Raw genomic sequence first — 25401 nt, forward strand, 5'->3', positions numbered from 1 at the left:
GGACCTGCCCGGCATGATGGTCCGGAGCTTAGGCCGCCAGTGCGGTGGTTTCGATCAGGCCCATGTCCGCGCTGGACATCAGCTTGTCGATATCGACCAGGATCAGCATGCGGTCTTCAATGGTGCCCAGGCCGACGATATGGTCGGTATTCATGGCCGAACCCACTTCCGGCGCCGGCTTGATCTCTTCGTGGCTCAGCGTGGTCACGTCGGACACGCGGTCCACCACCATGCCCACCACGCGGTGGCCGATGTTGAGGATGATGACCACGGTGAACTGGTCATAGGTCGGCGTGCCGAGGTTGAATTTGATCCGCATGTCAACGATAGGCACAATGATGCCGCGCAGGTTGATCACGCCTTTGACGAATTCCGGCGCATTGGCGATGCGGGTCGGGGTTTCGTAGCTGCGGATTTCGCTGACCTTCTGGATATCGATGCCATATTCTTCCTGGCCCAGGGTAAAGGCCAGATATTCGCCGGCGATGGATGCCGTCGCGTGCAGTTCGCTTACGTTGGACATGGTTTTCCTTCATTACTAAAATGACGTAGCGCAATGTTACCTCAAGTCAAGATCCGACGCACCAAATAAATGCATTTCGGCAATAAATAAATTTATTACAAGTTCTAACTTAATATTTAAACCACAGCTTTAGCCTGCACAATCCCGGTCCGAGCCTGTATGATTTGGCAAAACCGTCAGACACTCGGGAGAACGATGAATAGCTTGCTCAACAGCTGGCACCCACGCCTGGTCGCTCTGGCCACCGCCGCCCAGGGCATCGACGGCGCGCATGACACCAATCACCTGCACCGCGTCTGGCGCAACGCCAGCCTGCTGTTGGACGACTATCCCGAGGCCGACGCGCTGGTGGTCCTGGCCGGCTGTTATCTGCATGATCTGGTCAACCTGGCCAAGAACGATCCCGAACGCCACCTGGCTTCGCGCAAGGCCGCGCTGCTGGCCAGCCGCCAGTTGGCCGAACTGGATTTCCCGCCCAATAAACTGGCCGCGGTGGCGCATGCCATCGAGAGCCACAGTTTTTCCGCCGGCATCCACCCGGAGACGATCGAAGCCAAAATCGTGCAGGACGCCGACCGGCTGGACGCGCTGGGCGCGGTCGGCCTGGCGCGCCTGTTTTATACGGCCGGCCGCATGGGTGCTGCGCTGGCGCACGCCGATGACCCGATGGCGCTGCATCGCGAGCTGGACGACAAAACCTATGCGCTGGACCACATCGACACCAAGCTGGCCACCCTGCCCGGCAAAATGCAGACTGCCGCCGGCCGCCGCCTGGCCGAGATGCGGCTGCAGGAGCTGATCGCCTTCCGCGACAACTTCATCGCCGAATGGGCAGCGAGTCCGGCGGCACCGTAACTTTTATCGAGTCCCCATGACGACACCTGATACCGCATCACCTGCTACACCTGCCGCACCTGCTGCACCCGTAGTGACAGGCAATCTGAATTTTGTACTGATCTGCGTTTTTATCGACATGCTGGGCATCGGCCTGATCGTGCCGGTGCTGCCGGTGCTGGTCGGCCAGTTCACCGGCTCGCGCGACGCCCAGGCCGACTGGTACGGCTGGCTGGCCGCCGTGTTTGGCCTGATGCAGTTTATCTTCATGCCGATGCTGGGCGCGATCAGCGACCGTATCGGCCGCCGCCCCGTGCTGCTGTACTCCATGGCCGGCATGAGCATCAACTTCCTGACCACCGCGTGGGCGCCGAATCTGGCCTGCCTGTTCATCGGCCGGGTAATCGGCGGCATGTCGTCGGCCAGCATGTCGGTGGCCTCCGCCTACGCGTCGGACATCTCGACGCCGGAGAACCGCGCCAAGAGCTTCGGCAAGATCGGCGCGGCGTTCGGCCTGGGATTCATCTGCGGCCCGGCGCTGGGCGGCTTGCTGGGCGACGTAGACCTGCGCCTGCCGTTCTACGTGGCGGGTGCGTTGTCCGCTGCCAATCTGCTGTACGGCTATTTCGTGGTGCCGGAATCGCTGCCCGCTTCGCGCCGTACCTCATTCAGCCTGTCGAAGATCAATCCCTTCTCCGCCCTGATCCGGCTGACGCGCCGCGAAGACATCCGCGGCCTGGTGGTGACCTTCACGCTGGTAACGCTGGCGCAGATGATGCTGCAGACCACCTGGGTCCTGTACACCAACTTCCGCTTTAACTGGACCACCGGCCAGAATGGCCTGGCGCTGTTCTGTGTCGGCTTGACGGCGGCAATCGTGCAGGCCGGCCTGCTGGGCATGCTGATTAAAAAATTCGGTGAAGTGAAGCTGTCCCTGCTGGGCATGGCCTCCGGCTTCCTGACCTATATCGCCTACGGCCTGGCGACCGAGGGCTGGATGATGTATGTGTTCATCCTCTGTAACGTGCTGTCGTTTGCGATCAACCCGGCACTGCAGGGCATCATCTCCAAGTCCACCGCCCCGGAGCAGCAAGGCGAGTTGATGGGATCATTGCAATCGATCAGCAGCGTCGGCGTGATACTGATGCCGCGCCTGGGATCGGACATACTGGGCCGCGTCAGCCACCTGCCACCCAACGACTGGCGCTTCGGCAGCACGTTCTTCCTGTGCGCGGCGATGCAGGCGCTGGCGATTTTCGCCGCCGTGCGTTACTTCCGCAAGCACGCGGAGCTGGCGTGAAAGGATGCGTGAAAGGATTGCTGCTGCTTGCCGCCAGCCTGCTGGCGCATAATGCCATTGCGGGCTGCACGCGCGAAGTGATGGTGCCGGTGTCGGCCAACGGCGCCAGCGTCATCGTCGATGGCCAGAATATCAAAGGCATCTATCCCGACCTGCTGCGCGCGATAGGCGCCAAGGCCGGCTGCCAGTTTGCGTTTACGGTGGTGCCGCGTGCGCGCCAGGTGGCCATGTTCACGTCTGGATCGGCCGACGTGCTGGCGCCGGCTTCGCGCACGGCAGCACGCGACAAGGCCGGCACCTTCATCCCCATGATCAATCACCGCGCCATGCTGATTTCAGTGAACAGCGGCCGCGCGCCGATCACCAGCGCGCATGATCTGCTGGCGCGGCGCGACCTGCGCGTGGCCGTGGTGCGCGGCTTTGACTACGGCGAGCACTACACGGCGCTCGTCGATGAACTGGGCAAGCAGGGACGCCTGTTCGTGGAAGTCGATGTGATTGCGGTGGCGCGGCTGCTGCACGCGGGGTCGGCCGACGTCACCATCATGGGGCCGACGCTGATGGCCGGCGCCATCCGCCGCGACCAGCGCGTGCACGGCCTGCAGGAAAAGCTGAAGGCGGAGGCGATAGCGGAACTGCCCTGGCAGCAGAGCGGCGCCTACATCTCGCACAAGCTCAAGCCGGAAGACCAGGCCGCCTTGCGTGAGGCGCTGGACAAGGCCGGCAAGTCCAACCAGATCATGGAAGGCTATCTGCACTACTTCCGCGCGGACGTGCTGAACGACAGCGTCCGCGCGCGTTAGTCCGCTTATTTCACTTCAACCAGCGGCAGCTCCACGGCACTGTTGTGGAACACCTTCAGCGTCGCCTTCTGGTAATCGGCCGGCTTGGCGTAGAAGATGTTCGGCACATAGGTCTGCGGATTGCGGTCATACAGCGGGAACCAGCTGGACTGCACCTGCACCATGATGCGGTGGCCCGGCAGGAACACGTGGTTGGCGTTCGGCAGCGCAAAGCGGTAGCGCTCGACGGCATTGGCCGGAATCGGTGATGGCGTCTCCAGGCTGTTGCGGTAGCGGCCGCGGAAGATGTCCATGGCGATGCCCAACTGGTAGCCGCCCAGCTCCGGTTGCGACGGCACTTCATCCGGATACACGTCAATCAGCTTCACCACCCAGTCTGCATCGGTGCCGGTGGTGGAGGCGTACAGGTTGACCATTGGCTGGCCGGCGATCTGCACCCGGGTCTTCAGCGGCTCGGTGGTGTAGGTCAGCACATCGGTGCGGTCAGACACGGCGCGCTGGTCGCTGACCAGCCACGGACGCCACACATTGCCATCGCCCATACGCACCGGACGCGGAACGAACGGCACCGGCTTGGCCGGGTCGGACACGTATTCGTCATAGGCGACGCTATCCTTCGGTGCAGCGAAGCCCAGCTTGAAGCCGTCCTGCAGATAGATCGGCGTGAGCGTTTGCGCCACCGGCCATTGCGGCAGCTTTTGCCAGCGATTGACGCCGGTCTGGTAGAACAGCACGGGCGGCGTATCGGCAGCAGGCGCGCCGTCCCGGAGGTATTGATCGAGGAAAGGCTGCATGTAGTCGCGGCGGAACTCCAGCGCGGTGTCGCCGGTGAACTTGAACACGCCGAGGCTGGAGCCGTCGTAATTGACGCCGCTGTGGCGCCACGGCCCCACTACCAGGAAGTTCTTGTTGTTGGCGCTGTCCTTCGGCTCCAGCGCGCGGTAGACGGCGTAGGCGCCGTAGATGTCTTCCTGGTCCCAGTAGCCCACCACGGTCATGGTCGGCACTTTCAGATCGCGCCCGGCAAGGATTTTATCCAGCGCCTGGTGCTGCCAGTAGCTGTCGTAGGCCGGATGCTCGAACAGTTTTTTGGTGTAGTTGAGCTTGTCGAGGCCGAATTGCGCGGCGTACGTGGACACCGAACCGGCGCGCAGCACGCCATCGTAATCGTCATACACGCCGGTGGCCAATTGCTTGCCGCCGCCTTTGGCGGCAGTCTGGCCGGCGATGTAGCTCAGGTTGGGCAGGCGGAAAGCGCCGTTGTGGAACCAGTCGTCGCCACGCCAGCCGTCGACCATGGGGCTCATCGGCACGGCAGCTTTGAGCGCCGGGTGCGGATTGACCAGCGCCATGAGCACGGTGAAGCCCTCGTAGGACGAACCGATCATGCCGACCTTGCCATTGGATTCGGGCGTGTTCTTGACCAGCCAGTCGATGGTGTCCCAGGCATCGGTGGAGTGGTCGGTGCGGGTGTTGTTGAGTGGGCCGATCAGCGGGCGGGTCATCACGTAATCGCCTTCCGAGCCGTATTTGCCGCGCACGTCCTGGAATACGCGGATGTAGCCTTCGCCGACCATGACCTCGTCGCCCTGGCCGACCGTGGCCTGCATGCTCGGGCTGGTATTGCGGCTGGCGCGGCCGCTGGCGTTGTACGGCGTGCGGGTCAGGACCATGGGCGCATGCTGGGCGCCTTTGGGGATCACGATGACGGTGTGCAGCTTGACGCCGTCGCGCATCGGTATCATCACTTCGCGCTTGATGTAGTCGGCCTCGGGAACGGTCGTATCGAACTTGGCGGGGATGTCCGGCGCCATGGCCGGCGTCTGCGCAAATACGGGGAAAGACAGGGCAAGCAATGCAGCAACCACGGTACGACGCATATGAACTCCAGAGGAAGACTTCCAAAGGAGCAATCCTACCATTAATGCAGGAGTTTAAAGAGGACCGCCGTCATCCCGGTCTGCACGATAAGCAAGCCGAAAACCCATTGCAGCAGTTCACTCTTCAGTCGCGCCAGATCCTGCGCCAGGCGTAAATCCAGATAACTTTTTGTGACCAGCTGACTGTCGATCAGCTGAAACAGCGCCGACGCCAGCGCTTTGGCTTGCTTTTCAGGAAAGCCGCCTTCAATCAAAGTGTCCATAAACGCTACCGAATCGAAATTGTCAGGCATCTCGCCCTCCTGAGTTGGACCCTGGATGCGCACTATAGTTCCGCGTCACCGCAGCGTTTCGCGGCCGCACAGCACCTTGACAGACAGGCCACGACCTGCAACCATACGGCCATGATTTTTTTCGCCCCACTTCACGTCTGCACGTATTGGCGCCGCTCCTAGCGCAAGCGGCCACTGTCTACCCATAGTGATGTGATATTTTTATCAACGCCGCCCTTGTCTGGTGGCGTTTTTATTATGTGCGCGCTGGACCGGGGTAACGCAAAGGAACCCTGATGAGTTTGCCTGAACAGTCCAATACCGAAGCCGTCGCCACCGCCCCGAAAGGCCCGCAGATCATCCTGACCGGCGACCGTCCTACCGGTCCGCTGCACCTCGGCCATTACGTCGGCAGCCTGCGCAACCGCGTGCAGTACCAGCACGAATACAAGCAGTTCATCATGCTGGCCGACTCGCAAGCGCTGACCGACAATATGGACGACACCAACAAGGTGCACCGCAACGTGGTGGAAGTGGCGCTGGACTACCTGGCCGTCGGCATCGATCCGACCAAATCCACCATCCTGATCCAGTCGCAGATCCCGGAACTGGCCGAGCTGACCTTCTACTACCTCAACATGGTCACCGTCGCCCGTCTCGAGCGCAATCCGACCGTGAAGACCGAGATCGCCCTGCGCGGCTTCGAGCGCGATATCCCGGCCGGCTTCCTGACCTACCCGGCCTCGCAGGCCGCCGACATCTCGGCCTTCAAGGCCACGCTGGTGCCGGTGGGTGAAGACCAGATCCCGATGATCGAACAGACCAACGAGATCGTGCGCCGCTTCAACCGCATCGCCGACAAGGAAATCCTGGTCGAGTGCAAGGCGCTGGTGCCGGACATCGGCCGCCTGCCAGGCATCGACGGCAAAGCCAAGATGAGCAAATCGCTGGGCAACACCATCAACCTGGGTTCCAGCGCGGCCGAAATCACCGCCGCCGTGAAGAAGGTCTACACCGACCCGCTGCACCTGCGCGTGGAAGATCCTGGCCACCTGGAAGGCAATGTCGCCTTCATCTACCTGGATGCCTTCGATCCTGAAAAGGATAAGCTGGAAGAAATGAAAGCCCACTACGTGCGCGGCGGCCTGGGCGACTCCATCGTCAAGAAGCGTCTGGAACTGGTGCTGCAGGAAATGCTGGCGCCGATCCGCGCGCGCCGCGAAGAACTGGCGCAGGACAAGGGCTACATCATGCAGATGCTGAAAGAAGGCACGCTGCGCGCGCGTGAAGTGGCCGCCCAGACCGCGGACGAAGTGAAGGCCGCGCTCGGACTGAGCTACTTCTGATCGCGCTCACGCTACTGTGGCTGGCGTCGCTGTACGGCGTCGCCAGCGTAGCCTGCTTCATCACCTACGCGGTCGACAAGTCGGCCGCCGTGCACCAGCGCCAGCGCATTTCGGAGAACGCCTTGCTGTTGCTGGGCTTTTGCTGCGGCTGGCCCGGCGGGCTGCTGGCGCAGCAATGGCTGCGCCATAAAACCAGCAAGACCAGCTTCCGCATCCGGTTCTGGATTACCGTGGCGCTGAATGTGGCCACTGCCGCGCTGCTGGTGCAGTACGCGGCATCGGCCGGCTAATCGAGCAGGCCGTTCTCGCTCAGCACATCCTGCACCAGTTCCAGGCGCAGCACGGGATTTTCCTGCAGCAGCAGGCGCTGCTTCTCTTCCATATCCAGCCGCAGCAGCTCGCACCAGCGGTTGGCCACCCAGCCCGCTTCGTCCAGCCGGTAAGGCGGCGCCAGCGACATATTCGCGGTGGAGATCTGCTTCTTTTGCAGCGAACGTATCAACGCGCCCAAGGCGTTGGCCACGTCCTGCTGCTCGCTCGGGATGGGCACGACCATGTCTTCGGCCACCTCCTCCACCTCGGCCATCCACAAGCCGTGCTTGAGCTGCTCGGCAGACTTGATCTGAAAGCGCGTCGTACCGATGCAGGAGATTTGCAGCAGGCCAGGCAACGGCGCGCTCCAGTCGAGGATGCGCGCCATGGTGCCGCAGCCGGACAGGGTTTCGTGCTGGTCCGGCACACGCACCTCGCTGCCATCGAGCAGCGAAACAACGCCAAACTCTTCGCCCTTGGCGATGCAGCGTTTGACCAGGTCAAGGTAGCGAACTTCAAACACCTGCAACGGCAGGTGACCGTCAGGAAACAGAATCGTTTTCAGCGGAAAAAGGGGTATCGATGGCATTTCGCTATCATCTCATGAAATGCACCAGATCGGTTCATGGCCGCCGGAAAATCGTTCCATCCTTCATGACAAATTGCACTTTGCGAAGAACTGCAATGTCCTGCGTCGGGTCGCCCTGCACCGCCACCACGTCGGCCAGATAGCCGGGGCGGATCTGGCCCAGCGTGCCTGACTGCCCGAGCACCGCCGCGTTCACCACGGTAGCCGCGCGCAAAGCCTCGACCGGCGGCATGCCCAGCCGCACCATCCATTCCAGCTCGCGCGCATTATCGCCATGCGCGAACACGCCCACATCACTGCCATTACCGATGATGACGCCCAGCTTGCGCGCCAGCTGGAATGCGCGCGCCGCCGCCTGCATGGACGGCGTGGGCGCCGCGCCACGCTGATATTTCTGGAAGTATTCGCTGGTCGCCTCCGGCGCGGTCAGTGTCGGGAAGTAGGCCACATGGCGTTCGGCCAGCAGCCTGAAGGTGGTCTCGCTGCCGCCATAGCCATGCTCGATGGTATCGACACCAGCCAGCGCCGCGCGGCGCATGCCTTCGTCGGTGCTGGCATGGGCCGCCACCTTGCGTCCCGATTCATGCGCAGTCTGCACCAGCGCATTCAGCTCGGCTTGCGAGAACGTGGCGTGCGCGCTACCGTCGGCGCCGGTGCGGTAGTCGGCATACACCTTGATCCAGTCCGCACCGCGCGCGCCCTGCTCGCGGACCGCCTTGACCACTTCCTCCACACCACTGGCTTCCTGCGCGCCCTTGGGCAAATCCACGTCCGCGCGGTAGCTGCGCGGCGACGGGCCATAACTGCCGCTGGCCACAATCGCGCGGGTCGCAATAAATAAACGCGGTCCGGGGATCACGCCGTCATTAATCGCCTTTTTAATGGCGACATCAGCATACAGCGCGCCTTCGGTGCCCAGATCGCGCAGTGTGGTAAATCCCGCCTGTAAAGTTGCGGCGGCATGACGCCCAGCCAGCAAGGTGCGGTATTCGACCTGTTCCTTTAAGACCTGGTCATCCCAAGAAGTTTCGTTATAAGGATGGAGCAGCACATGCGAGTGCAAATCCATTAATCCGGGGATCAGCGTGGTATCCGGCAGCGCGATACGTTCGGCGCCAGCCGGGATATTCATTTTGTCTGCGGGGCCGACTGCTGCAATCTTGTCATTATGGATAAGCACAGCCCAATCCATATGCGGCTGGCCTTCGCCGGTCCACACCCGGGCCGGGCTTAACAGCGTATCTGCCGCCTGAGCGGCTAGCGGGAATATACCGATTAACAGTGGAAATAAGACAGCAATGCGGCCACGCTTCATACAGTGCGCCCCAAAAAGAAAAAAGCTGGTACCGGGTTTATGAATATAAACCCCGATGTACCAGCTTTTAATACGAAATTACTTAATCAGATAATCGTCTTTGTTCTTACCTTCCAGCCATTTTGGCGCGCGGCCACGGCCGGTCCAGGTCTGGCCGGTTGCGTCATCGCGGTACTTGGTCGGCACCGGAGCGCGCGGCTTCGAGGTCTTTACCTTGGCCACACCGCCCAGATCAGCAACGGTCAGACCGTGCTCACGCATGATGGCAGCGACTTTTTCTTTGGCTTGCGAAATTTCGTTTTTACGAGCGGATTCCGCCAGATTTTCCAGTTCGGCGATCTTTGCCTTGTATTCCTGGTAGGTCGTCATCTTAATTCCTTTGATCGTTGGGGGAGTGAGATTCTGTGAGATTTGATAGGCGCAATTTACCATACCTTCGCCAGAATATTCCACATATATCCAGCTAAATACCAATATAGCGATAAAAATGAATATTTTCCACAACTGTTATTCATTCGCATAGCGGCCGTAGCTGTATTCCCTCTTTGACCACATTTCTGATTAAATTAGCCAGCCGGCAGGTCGCCGGTCCCGCTAATTCAGGATTGGCAACCACAAGTGATAAAGATAATTTACGCCGCTGCCCCACGCGCAATGGCAAGGGTTTGAGTAAGCCCTGCTCCAGCTGCTTCTGGATTTTGTGTTCGGCCAGCCAGCCAAAGCCTATGCCGTTACAAATCATTTCCAGCCGCGTATGCGGACTGGTAACACTCCAGCGCTGATTACTATTCAGCCAGCCGTGATCGCGTGGATTCAATGTGCCCGAATCCCGCACCACAATATGCAAATTGCGGCTTAAATCATCCATTTCCAGTTGACGCCCCAGCGCATGCAATGGATGGCAGGGATGGGCGACCGCGACAAATTCAATATCCATTAGCGCATCGCCGAGAAAACCGGAGGGAATGCGGCTGACAATGCCAATATCCACGCGTTTTTCAAGCAGCGCATCTTCCGAGCCGGACAACACCGTTTCTTCCAGGTTGACGCGCGTGTGTTTGGCCCAGGGCTCAAAATCCCGCAGCACCTGCACCAGCAACTCGACCGGGAACAGGCTGTCCACGGCGATACTGACCTGCGGCTCCCAGCCCTCAACCAGGCTGCTGGCCAGCTGCTCCAGCTGAAACGCATCGCCCAGTAGCTCGCGCGCCTTGCTTAGCAGTGCCTCGCCATTTTTGGTCAACCGTGCGCGCCGGCCATCGATTTCCAGCAGCTCCACCCCCAGCTGCTCCTGCAGCTTGGCCACCATATAGCTGACCGAGGACTGGCTACGGTGCAGCGCCTCCGCCGCTTGCGCATAGCCGCCGCATTCAACGATGGCCTGCAATACCTGCCATTGCTCCAGTGTGCTCCGGGGTATCTTCATTCACTTGGATTCCATGACGAAGCTGCCGTCCCAGTCCGCAGGCGGGGGATGGCGCTCCATGTGCCGGCAACGGTCCACATACAGCTGGGCCACGTCATCGCGCGGATTCAAGGCCAGCACTTCCTCAAACAGTTTGCCGGCTGCCAGCCAGTTGCGCTTGCGGTAGCTTTGCAGGCCGTTGCGGAAAATGCCCATGGCTTCGGCCAGCGCGGGATAGCTGTCGTCATTGTGATAATCCAGCACCTCGTAAATCGACACCGGCCTGGTCTTGCCCTTGACCACCACGATATCCACCTCGCGCGTACGGTAGGTGCCGCGCAGCGCCCGATAAGTAAATTCGCTGATGAGAATACGCGCACCATACTGCTTGCAGGCCGATTCCAGCCGCGCCGCCAGGTTCACGCCATCGCCGATGATGGTGTAATCCATGCGCTTCTTCGAACCGATATTCCCCGACACCACCAGGTCAGTATTGAGGCCGATGCCAATTTCCACCGGCGGCTTGCCCTCGCCCGCCCGCGCCTGATTCCAGTTGCGCAGCTCATTCACCATGGCGATGGCGGTCCGCACGGCGCGGTCCGGATCGTCCTCATGGCCGACCGGAATGCCAAACGCCGCCATGATGGCGTCGCCGATGAATTTATCCAGCATGCCCTCCTCGCGCTGGATGCAATCGACCATGAGCGTGAAGTATTCATTCAGCATGCTCACCGTGCCCTGCGCGCCCAGCTGCTCGGTAATCGTGGTAAAGCTGCGGATATCCGAAAACAGCACGGTGGCCGGCACGTTTTTACCGCCCAACATTTCCGCGCCATTCGCCACCATCTGGTCGGCGATGCCGGGGTCCATATAGCGCGACATGGTGGAGCGCAGGCGCTTCTCGCTGGAGATGTCCTCGATCATCAGCATCCAGCCGATACGCTTCTTCTCCATCGACAGCAAGGGCTGCACACTGAGATTGACGGAGCGTGGTTCATCGTCCACCATGAGCTCCACATCCATCAGATGCTCGGCCGCTTCACTGGCCTCCACGCGGCGCAGCTTCTCCAGCATCCAGGTATTGGCGCCGCCGAAGAACTGGTCCGCCGCACGGCCGACAATATTGGCAGCGCTGGTGCGCAGGATACGCAAGCCCGCCGCATTGCAGGTGACGATCTTCTCCGCACCATCGAGCGTGATGACGCCGTTGGACATCGACTCCAGCATCGCCTCGTTGTAGTTCTTGATCTGCTGGACGTCCGCGAACAGCTTGGCATTTTCCAGCGCAATCGAGATCTGCGCGGTGAAAGCACGCAGGCGCGATTCATCCTCCATGCTGAAAGGGCCGCCGCGCTTGTTCAGCACCTGCGTCACGCCGATGATCTTGCCCGCCTTGTTGACAATCGGGACGCACAATATCGAGCGCGTGAAATACCCGGTACGCTTGTCAAACGCCGGATTGAAGCGCAGGTCCGCGTAGGCGTAGGGAATATTGATCGTCTTCCCCGACGTGAACACCGCACCGGCGATACCGGCGTTGTTGGGCAGGCGGATTTGCAGCGACTCCAGCCCCTGCCCCACTTCCGACCACAGCTCGCTGGTCTTCTCATCGTTGAGGAACAGCGTGGAGCGCTCGGCGTTGAGCAGGCGCGTCGCCTCGCCCATCACCTTTTGCAGCAGCGAACCCAGTTTGATATCAGCCGTGACTTCCGACACCACATCGATGAACTCCATCTCCTGGCGACGGATCTTCTTCATGCTCTCCAGGAAGCGCGCGCTTTGCAGCGCCAGCGTACCTTGCGTGGTCAACGCCTCCAGCAACTGCAGGTCGCCGCGCGTGAATTTGCCGCGCCGCTTGTTCAGCGTCTGCGACACGCCTATCACTTCGCCCTTCACCGTCTTGATCGGCACGCACAGAATGTTACGCGTGACGAAACCGGTCTGCTCGTCGATCGAGCGGTTGAAGCGCGGATCAGCGTAGGCATCAGCGATGATGACCGCCTCCCCCGTGGTGAAAACGTGGCCGGCGATGCCGGTATGGTTCAAAAAACGGATCTCGCGCTGGATGTTGCCTTGTGCGATACGGGAAAACAGTTCGCCGGTTTCAGCATCGTTCAGGAACAGCGTGCCGCGTTCCGCATCCAGCTCGTCGGTCGTGACCTCGACCAGCGCGGTGAGGATTTCATCCAGCGTATCGTAAGCTGCCATGCGGCGCGAGACTTCCAGCAACAGCTCCACCTGGCGCAGACGCTTGCGCTGGGCGCCTGCGGTGGCGACTTCGCCGCTGCCGGCATTGGCAGCACCGGCAGCACTGGCAGCAGACCTGGCCGGCTTGCCAGAGCGTGCGGCGCGGCTGGTGCGCGCGCCGGGCGGCGCTTTGTCGCTCTCCATCATGCCCCGGCCTCCAGCGTTGTCCTGAGCGCGCGGATCGTCTCGTGCAGCTGGGCGATCTCGGCATAGTGGGCGGTGGTGAGCGCCTGCACGGCATCCGCCTGCTCTTGCGCCGCCCGCTCCAGGCTCATGCGCAACGCCGTGACCGTGTCGCGCAGCTGCGTAATTTCGCCCTGGGCAGAGACGACCGCAGACTTGACCGCCAATTCCTTCTCGGCCTGCGCCTGCTCCAGCACCGTGCGCAGCGAACCGACTGTGGCGCGAATCTGCTGGGATTCGTTGTAAGCGGACGACAGCGCATCCTGCGTCTCGCGCTGCCGATCCTGATGCGCCTGTTCCAGCGCTGAGCGCAAGGCCACCACGGTGCGCTGTAAATCCCGCACCTCGGCCAGCGCCAGGCGCAGACTCGCGTCGTCGGGCTGGAGAGTATCGGTGGCGTCAGGCGTTTTCAGGATATTCCCACGGCAAGAGTATTCACCGTGGAAATCATACCACCCTCAGAAGCGCGTCTCCACCGTGACACGCAGCTGGGCTTCGCCGCTGGCCACAGTGCTCCGGTTCAAGGTGCCGCTGGTGTCGCTGTACAGGCTTTCAGTGACATAGTCCTGCGCCAGCAGATTGGACACCGCCACCCGCAGACTGTTCTGCGGGTCCAGCTTCCACAACGCATACACGTCCAGATCGCGGCGCACCGAGGTGTAGCCGCCCTGCGTGCCGCTGAGCCGGGCCAGCCCGCCGTTGCGGAAACTGAAATTGCTGCCGGTACTGAGCTGGCCATCCGGCGTTTTATAGTCGACACCCAGCGTGGCGCTGAGCGGCACCTGCTGGTCCAGGCGGTTGTCCGGGCCAGGCACCGTATCCACGCGCGACCAGTTACGGCTGACGCTGGCACGCAGATCCAGCTTGGGTGCATTGTCCATCAGCACACTGGCCGGCAGCTTGGCTTCCAGCTCGATCCCGCGCGTTTCGGCGCGGCCATCATTAATCGCGGACGAAATCCAGCGCTTGTCTTCATAGAACAGCCCCTGATGGGTGTAATTCTCAATCCGGCGCACCGACGCGCTGGCGCTCAGCAGGCCGCCATCGCCCCAATAATGTTCAAACGACGCGTCCAGACCCAGCGCCAGTTCCGGCTTGAGATTGGGATTGCCGCGGCGGTCAGGCTCGATCGGGCTGTTGTTGGTCGAGGTGAACTTGCGCGGAATCAGTGCGGACGTCGACGGCGCCTTATAGGTGCGCGTGATGGCGAAACGCAGCTGATCCTTCTTGTTAGGCAGCTTGAGCAGCGTCTGCATGAGTGGACTGAACACGCTGGAACGGTTTTGCACCGCGTCGCTGGCGCTGCTGTCGGCGCGCGTATCCAGGCCCTCCCAGCGCACGCCCGTATAGACCGACCACAGCGGCGTGATATTCCACTCATCCTGGCCAAACAACGCCAGACGCGTGACCTTGGCGGAAAAGCCTTCATCGCTGTTGTCCGGCTTACTGCCGGGCAAATCGGCATCGCGCTGGATGCGGGTATCGTCGCGCTGGGTGATCCCCGCATCCCAGCCCATGGACAAGGAATGCTCAGTCGCCTCCGTGCCATCCACCGGTTTGCCGAACGTGTACGGCGTGGAATACTTGCCCTGTGTACTGAAGCCCTGCTCCGTACTCTCCGACGTGACGGTGCGCAGCAGAGTCGCCGCTTCGCCCTTGTTACCGCCGAGTTGCAGGGAGTCCGCCGTGTTATGGGCATCGCTGAGCGCGACCTTGAGATCCAGCTTGGCGCCCTCCGCCAGCTTGTGCACCCAGTTCAGGTCGGTACGGCCGAAGACATTGTGGCTGCTGTAGGTGCTGTCGATACGATCATAGTCCGGGCCAGGATCGGCGCTGATGAGCGTCTTGGTGCGGCTGTGGCTATTACTGGCAAACCGGTTCCAGTTGAGGAAGTTTTGCGAGGTGACGGTATCGCCGTTCTCCAGCGTCCAGTTAATGCGCGGCGACAGATTGAAACCATCGCCACGGCCCTGATCCTGCCAGGTCAGCGCACGATCGACATTCGGCGTGCCGGCGGCATCAACGCCCTGTTCCCAGGTCGGCGTCATGCGGTCATACATGAAGCGCCAGGCATTGCCGCCAAAGGAATACGACGTCGCGCCAAGCTTGTCCGACATCTGCAGACTCAGGCTGGGCGAACTGGAGCGGTTGCCCTTGGCGCCGGCAAATTTCAGCTCATGCTGCGCGGACTTCAAAGCCTTCTTCAACACGATATTGATAGTGCCCGCGATCGACTGCGTGCTGAACTCCGCGCTGGCAGCGCGCAGCACCTCGATGCGCTCGATCACCTCCGGCGCCAGCGAATCGATAGAAAAGCCCGCCGGGGCACGTTCACCGTTAATCAGAATCTGCGTGTAGCCGGCGCCGAGGCCGCGCATGCGAATCTCGCCACCACTACGGCCGGCCGCACCGCCCACCGTAATGCCGGGCAAGCGCTTGAGCACATCCACCACCGAGGTATCGCCATACTTCTGGATTTCCTCACTGCCGACCACCGTCTTGCTAGCGGTATCATCACGGCGCGCATCATATTTGGCGGCCGCGCCCTTGATCTCCACCTTCTGCATCGGCGGCGTCGCCTCCGGCTTGGCGGGCTGGTCCGCCTCCGCCCGCGCAGTGGCGGCAGCAAAACAAAGGGAAAAAGCGGCGGCAAGCGGCGTCAGGCGAATCGGCGTCATGCTATTTCAACAAGTTGTAGGATGTGCGAACTCAGCCATTATGCCTTGATTTATTCAAAATGTTCAGAATTTAACAATGCAATCTCCCTGTTTAGCGTAATTTCATAAACTCCGGGGTCAGGTCCGTCATTTCTACACGAACTCATGTAGAAATGACGGACCTGACCCCGGAGTGGGGGCGCTATAATGCGCGATCGTTAATTTGTATGGATTGCTATCGTGTCCGACCGTCTTGCCGTTTTGCCGCAATATTTGCTCCCGAAGAGCGCGCTGACCAATCTCGCCGGCCGTGTCGCTGGCGCCAAGGCCGGCAATATGACGACGGGCCTGATCCGCTGGTTCGTGGGCCGCTATAACGTCAATATGGGCGAGGCGCTCGATCCGAATATCGAGAATTACAAGACGTTTAACGAGTTCTTCACGCGCGCCCTGCGCCCGGATGCCCGCCCGCTGGCCGACGCCGCCTACGTTTGCCCGGTCGATGGCCGCATCAGCCAGTTCGGCGATATTGAAGATGACCAGATTTTCCAGGCCAAGGGCCACAAGTTCAGCACCACCGCGCTGGTCGGCGGCGATGCCGCACTGGCCCGGCAATTCCAGCATGGCAGTTTCGCCAATCTGTACCTGAGCCCGCGCGACTATCACCGCATCCACATGCCCATCGATGGCAAGCTGACGCGCATGATTTACGTGCCCGGCGAGCTGTTCTCGGTGAACCCGACCACCGCGCGCGGCATTCCCGGCCTGTTCGCTCGCAACGAACGCGTGGTCTGTGTGTTCGATACCGCCCACGGCCCGTTCGTGATGACGCTGGTGGGCGCGACCATCGTCGGCAGTATGGCCACCGTGTGGCATGGCGTCGTCAATCCGCCGCGCCTGCCGCAAGTGACCGAGTGGCAGTACGACGACAAGAACATCGTGCTGAAGAAAGGCGATGAGCTGGGCCGCTTCCTGCTCGGCTCGACTGTGGTCATGCTGTTCCAGAAGGATGTGCTGAAGTTTAATCCCGCCTGGCAGCCGGCCGCGCCGGTGCAGCTCGGCGAAAAGATGGCCGATCTGAAATAAGCCGATGCAACAGCAGCCTACTAGCCTGACTGTCTTGAATCTGGCCATGCTGGTGGGCATTACGCCATTGTGGCTGACCTGTTTGAATGTCTGGCTCACTGCCGACCAGTACCACAGCCAGGGCGCTGGCATCGTCGAGATGTTCGCGGCGATGTACAGTTATGGCTTTGCTGCCATCGTCGGCGGCATCGCAGCACTCTGGTCAATCAGTGTCAGCAGAAAGATCAATCAGCAAGCTGGCCGATTCACCGGCGCCATGCGCTTCGCCGTTGCAGCGACGCTGGTTGTGCCCTGGTTTATTCTCGGCTCGCTGTAAGGACTAGCTGCGCGGCGCAAAATTTTGCTCCAGCATGTCGAGGAATACCCGGGTCTTTGCGGGCATCAGCCGGCGACCTGGGAACACGGCCCAGCCTGTCACGGTAGGGAAGGCCCACTCGGGCAGCACCCGCACCAATTCTCCCGTTTGCAGATACTGCTGCGCGAACACTTCGGTGGACGCGGCAATGCCCACGCCCGTCGCGGCCATCCGCACCAGCATCTCCGGCGAATTGGCCAGCAGTCTGACCGGCAGTTCCCGCTCCCATTCTGTTTTGCCACGTAGCAGCATCCAGCGTATGAGGCCGTTCAGCCGTGGCGGCAGGCTCAGCAAATCGTGCTTGAACAGGTCGTCGGGATGCTCGGGCAGGCCGCGCATCGCGGTGTAGATGGGCGAGGCGTACAGCGCGATGCGGCTCAGTGTGACGCGCCTTGCCGCCAGCGTCGTATCGTCCGGCAGGCTGCCCATGCGGATGGCCAGGTCAAAGCCTTCCGCCACCAGATCCACCCGGCGCGGCGACAAGTCCAGTTCCAGCGAGATGGCCGGATAGCGGTTCATGAACTCGGCCAGCACCGTACTCATCGAGACGTTGGCGAAGTCAGCCGGCATCGATACGCGCAGCAGCCCGCTCGGCGCGCCCTGCCGGTGCTGCGCCAGCGCGCCCGCCGCTTCCGTTTCATCTGCCACTTTGCGTGCATGTTCCAGCAGGCTGGCGCCGAATTCGGTCAGCACCAGCTTGCGTGTGGTGCGCTGGAGCAGGCGTTCACCCAGCTTGCCTTCCAGCAGCGTGATGCGCCGCGAGACGGTGGATTTGGGCAGCTGCACCCGCTCCGCCGCGAGGCTGAAACTGCCGCATTCGACGATGCGCGCGAACAAAAGCAGGTCGCCAGGGTCGATTTCCATGATGATTGTTCCATATATGGATTAATGTTATCCATTTTAACGTCTTCCGCATGGTATTTGAAACGATTAAAGTTACTCCATCGACGCAGCATTCAACCAAACACGAAGGAGCACTACCATGAACATCCTGCAAATCAACTCCAGCGCCCGTAGCACCGGTTCCGAATCCACCCGTCTGGCGGACGCACTGGTTGCCAAAATCAGCGCCACCAACCCAGGCGCCACCCTGGCCCGCCGCGATCTGGCCGCCCAGCCACATCCGGTACTGGACGAGCCAGCGCTGCAGGCACTGTTCACCCCGGCCGATCAACGCACCGCCGAACAGGCTGCCCGCGTGGCGCTGGACGACGCACTGATCGCCCAGGTGCAAGCCGCTGACGTGATTGTGATTGGCGCACCGACCTACAACTTTGGTGTCACCGCCCAGCTCAAAACCTGGTTCGATGCGATTGCCCGCGCTGGCGTGACCTTCAAATACGGCCCAACCGGCCCTGTCGGTCTGCTGAACGGTAAAAAAGTCTATGTCGCACTGTCGCGTGGCGGCCTGCATCGCGATGCACCGACCGACACCCAACTGGCGCACATCAAGATGTTCCTGAACTTTGTGGGGTTGACCGACGTGCAGTACGTCTTCGCCGAAGGCATGGGCATGGGGCCGGAAGCAGTCGCGAAAGCACAAGCGCAGGCAGAAGCAGAAATCAACGCCATCCTGGTGTAATGCAAACCAGCGGCGTCACTCAATGGAGAACAACATGACCGATCAAGTAAAAAATGCACGCAGTGTAGAACGCATCATCCAGGGCCAGGCCGTGATGGACGGCGCGGGCGTGAAGATCAACCGCGTGTTGACCCAATCCCTGCAACGCCGGCTGGACCCGTTCCTGATGCTGGATAATTTTGGCAGCGATCAGGCCAACGATTACATCGCCGGTTTCCCTAGCCATCCACATCGCGGCTTTGAGACGGTGACTTATATGATCGAGGGCCGCATGCGCCACAAGGACAGCGCCGGTAATGAAGGCTTGCTGACCAACGGCGGCGTGCAATGGATGACTGCAGGCCGCGGCGTGATCCACTCCGAAATGCCGGAGCAGGAAGACGGTGTGATGGAAGGCTTCCAGCTGTGGCTTAACCTGCCGGCCAAGGACAAGATGCGCGCACCATGGTATCGCGATTTCAATGGCGAGGACGTGCCGGTGTTCACCACTGCTACTGGCGCCAAAGTGAAGGTGATCGCTGGCCGTAGCCATGGCGTGGACGGTGCGGTGCAGCGCGAGGTCACCGAACCGCTGTACATCGACGTCGATCTGCCAGCTGGCGCAAGCTTTGACCAGGTACTGCCAGAAGGTCACAACGCATTCATCTTCACCTATCGCGGTTCGGTGGAATTGGGTGACAAGGCCGTGGCGTCGGGGCGCATGGCGATCCTGGCCAACACGCAAGGCGCGGATGGCGTGAGCGTGAAGGCGCAAGAAGCCAGCCGCTTTATCCTGATCGCCGGCCAGCCGCTGAACGAGCCGATTGCACAGTATGGTCCGTTCGTGATGAACACGCAGGCCGAAATCTTCGCCGCCGTCGAAGACTTCCGCGCCGGCAAACTGGGCGAAGAAGCCCAGGCATAAAGAGCAAACAGCCGTCAGGCGCGACCAAGCGCCTGCGGCTGCCGAACTTCTCTCCCTATTCAGGCCGGGCTAGTCCCTGCCTTTTTTTTCACGCAGCGCGACCAAGCTTCCCATCAGGTGGCGCAAGGCGCCCTTCTTCTCACTCCGATCGCGCTCCGCCAGCAGATAGCGTACCTGTCGTCGCAGCATGCCATTATCGACGGCACACGCTAGCAACAGAACAGCCATCACCATCATCGTGCCGTCCTGCCCCCACCAATGCCACGACGCCCACGACAGCACCGCAGCAACCAGTCCGCTCAAAAGTAAAGCAAAACGATCTTTCATGGCTGGCTCCAACGCTGGCGGTAGCTCCTCCTGGAGCGGATATTTTGCTGATAAATACCAGGCCAGCGCATTAAAACTGATGCCAGCCAAGGCCGATGTAGGTGGCTACTCTGCGCCGCCAGAAGCACATCGGATAATGACATGCCACCTGCTAGACTGCGTCCGGATGCAATAGCTATGCTACAAATCACCGCGCCGACATAGTACGAAGCGCGTAATGCCCCCAAATAAAACAGCTTCTCCAGTCCGGTACCTGCTCCGATCAACTCAGCGACAGTAACTTTGCTGCCGTGCTGCTGAATAGCCGTGAGAATCGTGGTGGCAGTCTGGATCGCAGTCCCCTTCGTAGCGAACAGTGTTTCCGGACAATCCAAGCCTAGTCCATCCATGTTCTCCTTAAAGTATCGATAAAAGTCCGATGCCATGATTTTCTCCTAGTAGACAACGGTTTCTGGAGCATATCCACGATATTGTCAGACTGAATTGCGATAGCTCAGCGCTGTCGGCGACGGCGCTCAGGGGAGCGTGATACGGCGGGTCTGGTAGTTAGGGTCGGCGGTGATCTGGGCTTCGGTGTAGGGTTGCGCGATCCATGCCTTATTGGAGAAGCGCTCCGTCTGGTCCGCGTAGTATGGCGATGAGGACTGGCTCGATTGCGAGTAGCTCAGTATCGCTTGCGCAACCGGACCGTTCTTGTCGAAGGTGATGGCTTGCAGGTAGCTGGTGCCGTCTGTAACGTCGCGCAGGCCGCCGCCGATATCGGTGCTGTTGATGGCGTTGTAGACGCCGTAGATATCGTCGCCACCATGTATCGGAATTTTCTTCGCTCCGCGCACGGCGACTTGAATATCGCCCCACTTCTTATCCATCGTCCAGCCTTTGGCCTCAGCATCGTTCACCGCTTGCGCCAGCGCCATGCGTACTGCAGCGGCAACATCGGGATCATCCACGTTCAAGCCGCGCGGTGTGTTGACCGGGTCCGCGGGATTGAATGGTACTTTCCATACCGGCTGGCCGCGCAAGCGATCCCACATGCCGGTAAAGTAGACGTAGCCCATATTGGCGTTGAGATTCGCGGTACGGTCCCACGCGGACAAACGCGTGCACGCCGGGCCGCTACAAATGCGCAGCAGGTCATCCATCACCTGCTCCGCGATGTAGACGCGGTTATTCAGCACCATCTGCTGCAGCTTGGCGAGGCTCATGCGCTCTCCATTCAAACGCAGCTGGCTGATGCCTAGGCGCGTACGGCCGCTTTGCTCGTAGTCCTGCCGGCTGACGATATTAGGGTATCCTGTCAGCGGCGCAGCAGGATTGGTCAGCCATGCGCTGTCATTGGAGTTCTGCACATAGTCGCTGCGCATCAGCGCCGGCAAGCTTGCCGCCGCGAATATGCCGACCTGCGGTACATCCTTTTCCACACCCCAGGCACAGGCAGCACGGCTACCATCCAGAATAAAGAAACCTTGCGATGCCAGCGCCTGGTCATCCGCCGCCACGCACGCAGCCTGCCGCGCGGGGGACACATTCGGCACTGCCGTCGCCGCCGTGAACAAGGCCTGTCCGTCCTTGTCAGCCGCCAGCGTATTCACCCAAGGCAACCCCAGGACGGACTCGATCGATTTGCGAAAATCCGCCAATGTCGCCGCACGGCCCATCGCATACCACTGCACGATCAAGCGATGGTTGTTCAAATTGGCGTCACCCAGCGCATAAGCATTGCTGCGATCCCACGCCGCCACGCCCGGCACCACCACCAGCATGCCAAATTCGGTGCCATAGAAATCGCGTGACTGCGACTTGAGCGTGCCATCCGGCTGCCTCACATCTACCGTCACGCTACGCTTGTTCATCTGCTTGCTCTGCCCATCCACCACATAGCGCGTGGGATCTTTGGCATCCAGCTGCAAGCGATGCAGCGTGAAATGCGAAGACGTGTTCACCGTGTGGCTCCACGCCAGATTTTGATTGAAGCCCATATTCACCAGCGGCAGTCCGGCCAGCGAAGCGCCCATGACATCCATCTTGCCCGGAATGGTCAGGTGCAGCTGATAAAACCGCAGCGAGCCTTTCCACGGAAAGTGCGAGTTCCCCAATAACATGCCGTGGCCATTGTCCGTGAGGTCCTTGCCAAATGCGACTGCGTTGCTGCCAGTCTTGCTGTGCAAACGGCGCCAGTATTCAGCGCTCAGTACATTCGGCTCCGTGCCACTGGCCTTGCGCATGGCCGCCGGCGGCGCACCTGGCGGCGTTGCAGACACCACCGCAGGCACAAACTGGCCCGAACTTCCTTCCACTGCATACCGCCGCATCAGACGCAAAAGGTCGCGCTCATTCAGCGCCCTCACCCACGCGCCACCCTTGCAGTCACCAGGAAGATTTGCCACGCCAGTCTGCTGCAGATACTGGTTGTAGCCTGCCACATAGCCCAGCACCAGTTGACGGATCTCTTCCGGCTGCGCATCCCAGGACTGCTTGAGCGAGGCTTCGTCATTAATGAGGCGGTAGAAATAGTCCGTCTCCAGATTGGTACTGCTGTACCCCGCGCGGCTACCATCCGGCCCGAAGTAGCGCGAGCGCTCGCCGTTGACGGTAACTACTTCATCCGCCAACGCGCACAGGTTATCCTCCGCATAGGCATAGCCCACACCAAATCCCACGTCGCCTTCGCTATTGCCTTTGATGTGGGGAATGCCAAACGACGTGCGCCGGATATCGGCCGTGTACTGGGCAGGTTTGACGACAGCTTCCTTCGAACTGCCGCCGGAGCAGCCCGAAAATAGCAGCAGTACTGGTAGTGAAAGGCATAGGGTCTTGTAGTTCATGGGTTTCTCTTTTCTAAGGAAAAAGGAAGGACCCAGAATATTGCAAACTTTATATGCCCAAGCCAGCGATCTATCCGAAGGCGCGGTTTGCGCGACTACCAGTTGCAAGCGGCGATACCGGCTTAACGCTAGAATGCAGGAATGATGGAAATTCTACTTACATGGCTACGCCGCCTCAGTCACCTGCTCGGCTTCGAGACCGCCGACTCCTTCCCGCCTGGACATCCGTATGAGCGCACGCGCTGGAACGGCGCCTACTTCGATATCGCTTCCGACGTCAAGCCGGAGCAGATCGAAAGCCGCCTGTGCGACGCGATCGCCAATACACCGCTGGTCTTCGGCTACATCACCAATCCCACGCCGCGCATGCAGCGCACCTTGTTGGCGATGCTGGAAGAGCGCATGCGCAATAACCGCGGGCGCGCCAGTGAACTGGCCGCTTTGCTGGTCGTCGCCTACGACAGCCCGCATATCAGCGAGGTGATACCGGGCCTGCGCTCTGTGGTTGCGGCCACCCGCCACGACGAGCTGCCGGAACGCGCGCGCAGCGTCATGGCCTTCCTCGGTTCTACACAGTCGCCGTTTGATGTGATTGAGATGAACTAGGCTGCGGCGCGTAGTTCGATGGCACGTAGCGATCGCGCAGCTTCATGAACGGCGTCTCCACCAGAAGGTAAAGCAGCCAGCCGGCCAGGATGCTGGCCGCGCTCAAGATGAAAATGGCTTGCCAGCTTTCCGCGTCCCAGCCTTGCGCCTGCAACGGCGCGCGCAGCAGCACGCACAACTGCTTGTGCGTCAGGTAGATCGCATACGACCACAACGCGATGCTGGCGGCGCCCGGCACACGCCAGCGTTGCAGCAGCGAGCCGCTGCTCAGCGCCGCCACTAGCAGCAGGCTGAAACTCAGGCCCAGCATCGGGTAACCATACACTGTCATCGCATAGCCGTAGTGATCTTCCAGCAGCAGATGCCAGGTCAGCGCCAGCAGCGCCACGCCTGCCGCCAGCGTCCAGTTGCCGTAAGCGGTGATGCGTGACCACGCAGCGGCGTGATAATTCTTCAGCAGTGCCAGCGCGACGCCGCACACCAATTCGTCAAAGCGGCACCACGAGGCGTAATAAATCAGCGTGTAGTAGTGATAGCTGCCGTCCGCCACGTCACCGATGCTGGTCCACAGATAGCTGCGTATCGCCATCCCGCCCAGCAAAGCGCTGCCCACCGCCAGCCAGGCCCAGACCAGCGACTTGCGCAGCATGGCGATCAGCAAAGCCAGCGCCGGCAGCAGGAAATAAAACTGCTCCTCCACGCACAAGGACCAAGCGTGCGAGAAAGCCGTGCCCGGACTGAGGAAGATATTCTGGGTAAACGTGAGGAACTTCCACAACGGCGGCAGCACGCTGGCACCGCGCCAGTACGGCCACAAGGCGTACAGCGCCAGCACAAAATAAAAATTCGGCACCGTGCGCAGCAGACGGCGCGCATAAAACCGCGCCAGCGAGAACCGCCCGGTCCCCGTCTGTTCCTTGCGGATGCCCGACAAGATCTGATTGCCGATCAAATAACCACTCAAGGCAAAAAACAGGTCAACGCCGGTCCAGCCGATCTCGCTCATCCAGCCAAAGGTCGGCTGGCTGCTCACGAAAATCATGTAGTGGTTCATGAACACCAGCACGATGGCCAGCGCGCGCAAGGTGTCGAGGCCGGAGTTACGGCCGATGGTGGTCTGCTTCATCGGCCGTATATTACCTTAGGTGGAGATGGCCATGGTCAGCACGCTGTTCGACAAGGTCAGCACCGCCGTGCTGTCGCCGGGGATGGCAAAATTCTGGCTGTGGCAAGAATAATAATCTTTCTCCCCCTGCCGGATACAGTCGATGGCGGCGCTGACACCGTTGCTGATGGTGTAGGCTCCCAGCACCAGATCCGGCGCGGTGACAAACTTGAACGTCACATCGCCACCGGTATTGTTGAGAAAAATAGTCTTGGACGGCTTGACCGTCTTGCGCGATGGCGTCTCCGTAAAGCAGATATTCATCGTTACAGCACCCGGAACAGGCCAGCCGGATGATCCGGACTGTTACATACCATGCCCACGCTGATGCGCTGACCATCGTCCACCGGCAAGGTGGCGGCGTCATTCAGCTGGCGCAGCTGGTAGCCGGCGGCCGAGGTGCCGTCATTGGCCAGCCACGCCACATTGGCCAGTCCCCGCGCCATGATCGCCTCGCAGCAGGCGCTGGCTCCAAAGACGCCAACCTGATATTGCCGCTCGGTCGGACCGGCCGCGTGAAACGCCTGGTTCACCCCTTCAAAATAGCGCGTGACCGCGCCGTCTATCCACGCCACATCCGGCGCCGCGAAGTAAATGGCCGAGCCGGACGGCTGGGCGATGACCGACTGCGCCATCAAATACGCCGCCGCCCCATCCGCCAACCCCTGCGCCCGGCTGAAATAACTCAGGTGTGCATCCGGCATCTCCCACAACGCGCCGATCTGGATGCCGGCATCGGTCAGCGCCCGTGCCTCGGCCAGCGACAAACTCTTGCCCGCCTGGTGGCTGTAATGCCGCATGGCGAAATCGATCCCCTGTTGCTTGATTGCTATTGCGTACTGCGTCAGTTCAAACGGTGCTTTCACGCCGGTCAAAACGGTCATG

General features: G+C 60.7%; 27 protein-coding genes. 10 read left to right on the top strand and 17 right to left on the bottom strand.

Going from position 1 to position 25401, the window contains the following annotated elements; all coding sequences use genetic code 11:
* Nucleotides 1-28: 28 nt before the first annotated feature.
* Nucleotides 29-523: a chemotaxis protein CheW gene (locus GTP58_RS23020; RefSeq protein WP_072787489.1), complete on the bottom strand. Its 495-nt coding sequence runs from the start codon at nucleotides 521-523 to the stop codon at nucleotides 29-31.
* Between the two features lie 195 nt (nucleotides 524-718).
* Between GTP58_RS23020 and GTP58_RS23025 the strand changes: the two genes are divergently transcribed.
* Genes GTP58_RS23025 through GTP58_RS23035 form a run of 3 tightly spaced genes read left to right on the top strand, consistent with a single transcriptional unit; the run spans nucleotide 719 to nucleotide 3460 of the window.
* Nucleotides 719-1378 (top strand): HD domain-containing protein, encoded by a 660-nt coding sequence (locus GTP58_RS23025; RefSeq protein WP_161079443.1) that lies wholly within the window; start codon nucleotides 719-721, stop codon nucleotides 1376-1378.
* Nucleotides 1379-1394: 16 nt separating this feature from the next.
* A complete protein-coding gene (locus GTP58_RS23030; RefSeq protein WP_161079444.1) occupies nucleotides 1395-2657 on the top strand; it encodes a TCR/Tet family MFS transporter in 1263 nt (420 codons plus the stop codon).
* A gap of 8 nt (nucleotides 2658-2665) precedes the next feature.
* Entirely contained in the window at nucleotides 2666-3460 is a 795-nt protein-coding gene (locus GTP58_RS23035) for a substrate-binding periplasmic protein (RefSeq protein WP_373924770.1), read from the top strand.
* A gap of 5 nt (nucleotides 3461-3465) precedes the next feature.
* Here the strand turns inward: GTP58_RS23035 and GTP58_RS23040 are convergent, their stop codons facing one another.
* Both GTP58_RS23040 and GTP58_RS23045 read right to left on the bottom strand, forming a co-directional pair.
* A complete protein-coding gene (locus GTP58_RS23040) occupies nucleotides 3466-5340 on the bottom strand; it encodes a CocE/NonD family hydrolase (protein WP_161079445.1) in 1875 nt (624 codons plus the stop codon).
* A 41-nt stretch (nucleotides 5341-5381) separates the two neighbouring features.
* Nucleotides 5382-5633, bottom strand: coding sequence for a hypothetical protein (locus GTP58_RS23045; RefSeq protein ID WP_072787494.1), 252 nt, complete (start codon nucleotides 5631-5633; stop codon nucleotides 5382-5384).
* A gap of 275 nt (nucleotides 5634-5908) precedes the next feature.
* Here GTP58_RS23045 and trpS point away from each other — a divergent pair, with 275 nt between their 5' ends.
* Together trpS and GTP58_RS23055 are read left to right on the top strand one after the other, a co-directional pair.
* Nucleotides 5909-6958 (top strand): tryptophan--tRNA ligase, encoded by a 1050-nt coding sequence (gene trpS / locus GTP58_RS23050; RefSeq protein WP_161079446.1) that lies wholly within the window; start codon nucleotides 5909-5911, stop codon nucleotides 6956-6958.
* A 29-nt stretch (nucleotides 6959-6987) separates the two neighbouring features.
* On the top strand, nucleotides 6988-7248 hold the full coding sequence (locus GTP58_RS23055; RefSeq protein ID WP_229215730.1) for a DUF1294 domain-containing protein: 261 nt from the start codon (nucleotides 6988-6990) through the stop codon (nucleotides 7246-7248).
* On the opposite strand, the gene GTP58_RS23060 is transcribed toward GTP58_RS23055, so the two are convergent.
* The 7 genes from GTP58_RS23060 to GTP58_RS23090 form a co-directional block, all read right to left on the bottom strand.
* Nucleotides 7245-7859, bottom strand: a complete 615-nt coding sequence (locus GTP58_RS23060) for an LON peptidase substrate-binding domain-containing protein (RefSeq protein ID WP_161079447.1) — start codon at nucleotides 7857-7859, stop codon at nucleotides 7245-7247. The genes GTP58_RS23055 and GTP58_RS23060 overlap by 4 nt on opposite strands.
* A 34-nt stretch (nucleotides 7860-7893) precedes the next feature.
* A complete protein-coding gene (locus tag GTP58_RS23065) occupies nucleotides 7894-8991 on the bottom strand; it encodes an amidohydrolase family protein (RefSeq protein ID WP_229215715.1) in 1098 nt (365 codons plus the stop codon).
* A gap of 261 nt (nucleotides 8992-9252) precedes the next feature.
* Nucleotides 9253-9543: an H-NS family nucleoid-associated regulatory protein gene (locus GTP58_RS23070; RefSeq protein ID WP_072787499.1), complete on the bottom strand. Its 291-nt coding sequence runs from the start codon at nucleotides 9541-9543 to the stop codon at nucleotides 9253-9255.
* A 142-nt stretch (nucleotides 9544-9685) separates the two neighbouring features.
* The gene (locus tag GTP58_RS23075) at nucleotides 9686-10600 is read right to left on the bottom strand and encodes a LysR family transcriptional regulator (protein ID WP_161079449.1); all 915 of its coding nucleotides are present in this window, start codon (nucleotides 10598-10600) and stop codon (nucleotides 9686-9688) included.
* Nucleotides 10601-12973 carry a GAF domain-containing protein gene (locus GTP58_RS23080; protein ID WP_229215716.1) on the bottom strand — a complete coding sequence of 791 codons (2373 nt, stop codon included), beginning with the start codon at nucleotides 12971-12973 and terminating at the stop codon, nucleotides 10601-10603.
* Nucleotides 12970-13353, bottom strand: a complete 384-nt coding sequence (locus tag GTP58_RS23085) for a hypothetical protein (RefSeq protein ID WP_373924771.1) — start codon at nucleotides 13351-13353, stop codon at nucleotides 12970-12972. Before GTP58_RS23085 ends, GTP58_RS23080 begins: the two co-directional genes overlap by 4 nt.
* Nucleotides 13354-13467: 114 nt before the next feature.
* The gene (locus GTP58_RS23090; RefSeq protein ID WP_161079450.1) at nucleotides 13468-15687 is read right to left on the bottom strand and encodes a TonB-dependent siderophore receptor; all 2220 of its coding nucleotides are present in this window, start codon (nucleotides 15685-15687) and stop codon (nucleotides 13468-13470) included.
* A gap of 219 nt (nucleotides 15688-15906) precedes the next feature.
* Here GTP58_RS23090 and asd point away from each other — a divergent pair, with 219 nt between their 5' ends.
* Both asd and GTP58_RS23100 read left to right on the top strand, forming a co-directional pair.
* Nucleotides 15907-16752 (top strand): archaetidylserine decarboxylase, encoded by an 846-nt coding sequence (asd, locus tag GTP58_RS23095; protein WP_373924772.1) that lies wholly within the window; start codon nucleotides 15907-15909, stop codon nucleotides 16750-16752.
* A 4-nt stretch (nucleotides 16753-16756) separates the two neighbouring features.
* Nucleotides 16757-17068: a hypothetical protein gene (locus tag GTP58_RS23100; RefSeq protein ID WP_161079451.1), complete on the top strand. Its 312-nt coding sequence runs from the start codon at nucleotides 16757-16759 to the stop codon at nucleotides 17066-17068.
* Nucleotides 17069-17071: 3 nt separating this feature from the next.
* Here GTP58_RS23100 and GTP58_RS23105 read toward each other — a convergent pair whose 3' ends face one another.
* Entirely contained in the window at nucleotides 17072-17971 is a 900-nt protein-coding gene (locus GTP58_RS23105; RefSeq protein WP_161079452.1) for a LysR family transcriptional regulator, read from the bottom strand.
* A gap of 118 nt (nucleotides 17972-18089) precedes the next feature.
* Here GTP58_RS23105 and GTP58_RS23110 point away from each other — a divergent pair, with 118 nt between their 5' ends.
* Both GTP58_RS23110 and GTP58_RS23115 read left to right on the top strand, forming a co-directional pair.
* Nucleotides 18090-18689 carry an FMN-dependent NADH-azoreductase gene (locus GTP58_RS23110; RefSeq protein ID WP_072787505.1) on the top strand — a complete coding sequence of 200 codons (600 nt, stop codon included), beginning with the start codon at nucleotides 18090-18092 and terminating at the stop codon, nucleotides 18687-18689.
* 34 nt (nucleotides 18690-18723) lie between these two features.
* Entirely contained in the window at nucleotides 18724-19593 is an 870-nt protein-coding gene (locus GTP58_RS23115) for a pirin family protein (RefSeq protein WP_161079453.1), read from the top strand.
* Between the two features lie 69 nt (nucleotides 19594-19662).
* Here the strand turns inward: GTP58_RS23115 and GTP58_RS23120 are convergent, their stop codons facing one another.
* The 3 genes from GTP58_RS23120 to GTP58_RS23130 all read right to left on the bottom strand — a co-directional run bounded on the left by GTP58_RS23120 (nucleotide 19663) and on the right by GTP58_RS23130 (nucleotide 22745).
* A complete protein-coding gene (locus tag GTP58_RS23120; RefSeq protein ID WP_161079454.1) occupies nucleotides 19663-19920 on the bottom strand; it encodes a hypothetical protein in 258 nt (85 codons plus the stop codon).
* Nucleotides 19917-20345 carry a hypothetical protein gene (locus GTP58_RS23125; RefSeq protein WP_161079455.1) on the bottom strand — a complete coding sequence of 143 codons (429 nt, stop codon included), beginning with the start codon at nucleotides 20343-20345 and terminating at the stop codon, nucleotides 19917-19919. The genes GTP58_RS23120 and GTP58_RS23125 overlap by 4 nt, the downstream gene beginning before the upstream one ends.
* Before the next feature lie 90 nt (nucleotides 20346-20435).
* Complete coding sequence (locus GTP58_RS23130) at nucleotides 20436-22745, bottom strand: penicillin acylase family protein (RefSeq protein WP_161079456.1); 2310 nt, start codon at nucleotides 22743-22745, stop codon at nucleotides 20436-20438.
* A gap of 141 nt (nucleotides 22746-22886) precedes the next feature.
* On the opposite strand from GTP58_RS23130, the gene GTP58_RS23135 reads away from it, so the two are divergent.
* Nucleotides 22887-23351, top strand: a complete 465-nt coding sequence (locus GTP58_RS23135; protein WP_161079457.1) for a hypothetical protein — start codon at nucleotides 22887-22889, stop codon at nucleotides 23349-23351.
* Here GTP58_RS23135 and GTP58_RS23140 read toward each other — a convergent pair.
* The 3 genes from GTP58_RS23140 to GTP58_RS23150 are packed head-to-tail and all read right to left on the bottom strand — an operon-like array spanning nucleotide 23314 to nucleotide 25400.
* A complete protein-coding gene (locus GTP58_RS23140) occupies nucleotides 23314-24477 on the bottom strand; it encodes an acyltransferase (RefSeq protein WP_161079458.1) in 1164 nt (387 codons plus the stop codon). The two genes, GTP58_RS23135 and GTP58_RS23140, sit on opposite strands and share 38 nt — an antisense overlap.
* A gap of 15 nt (nucleotides 24478-24492) precedes the next feature.
* A complete protein-coding gene (locus tag GTP58_RS23145; RefSeq protein WP_161079459.1) occupies nucleotides 24493-24780 on the bottom strand; it encodes a hypothetical protein in 288 nt (95 codons plus the stop codon).
* A gap of 2 nt (nucleotides 24781-24782) precedes the next feature.
* Entirely contained in the window at nucleotides 24783-25400 is a 618-nt protein-coding gene (locus GTP58_RS23150; RefSeq protein WP_161079460.1) for a glycoside hydrolase domain-containing protein, read from the bottom strand.
* Nucleotide 25401: the final 1 nt, after the last annotated feature.

Source organism: Duganella sp. CY15W (assembly GCF_009857555.1).
GTDB classification, from domain to species: domain Bacteria; phylum Pseudomonadota; class Gammaproteobacteria; order Burkholderiales; family Burkholderiaceae_D; genus Rugamonas; species Rugamonas sacchari.